Here is a 398-nt window from a genome sequence, read left to right as displayed (position 1 = left end):
GAACACGGCCATGCCCTCATACGACTGGTAGGACACGTTGCGCGCGTTGGTGCGCAGGGAGCTGCGCGAAACGCGCACCTCCACCGCGACCTTCTCCTGCCAAGGCATGACCGTGGGGTTGATCTGCACCAGATCGCTTTCGCCGAGTTCGGGAAAGCCATGGATGGTGAGCCACTCCTCCTTGCGCTGCACGGTCGCGTCGGGAGGGGCCGCCGGAGCCGCGGTGGACGCCGCAAGCGCGCGGCCGGACACGGCCTGCGCAGGCGCGGCCGGCTGCGCGGCGACCTCGCCGGCGACCAGGGCAGCGACCGACAGAACGATGTGGGCAGGCTGGGGCAATGGATCTCCAGAAGCGGGCCGGGGAAGGAACGGCCCAGACATCTTAAACGGTATTACCC

General features: G+C 68.3%; 1 protein-coding gene. It reads right to left on the bottom strand.

Annotated features, from left to right (window positions below; translation table 11 throughout):
• A partial coding sequence (locus HNV26_RS37695) for a hypothetical protein (protein WP_216613102.1) occupies nt 1–339 on the bottom strand: 339 nt, incomplete at its 3' end.
• Nucleotides 340–398 lie beyond the last annotated feature (59 nt).

It is taken from the genome of Myxococcus xanthus (genome assembly GCF_013116825.1).
Lineage (GTDB): Bacteria > Myxococcota > Myxococcia > Myxococcales > Myxococcaceae > Myxococcus > Myxococcus xanthus_B.
Note: the sequence above shows the minus strand (reverse complement) of the source record. Positions and strands in the feature narration are given on the sequence as shown.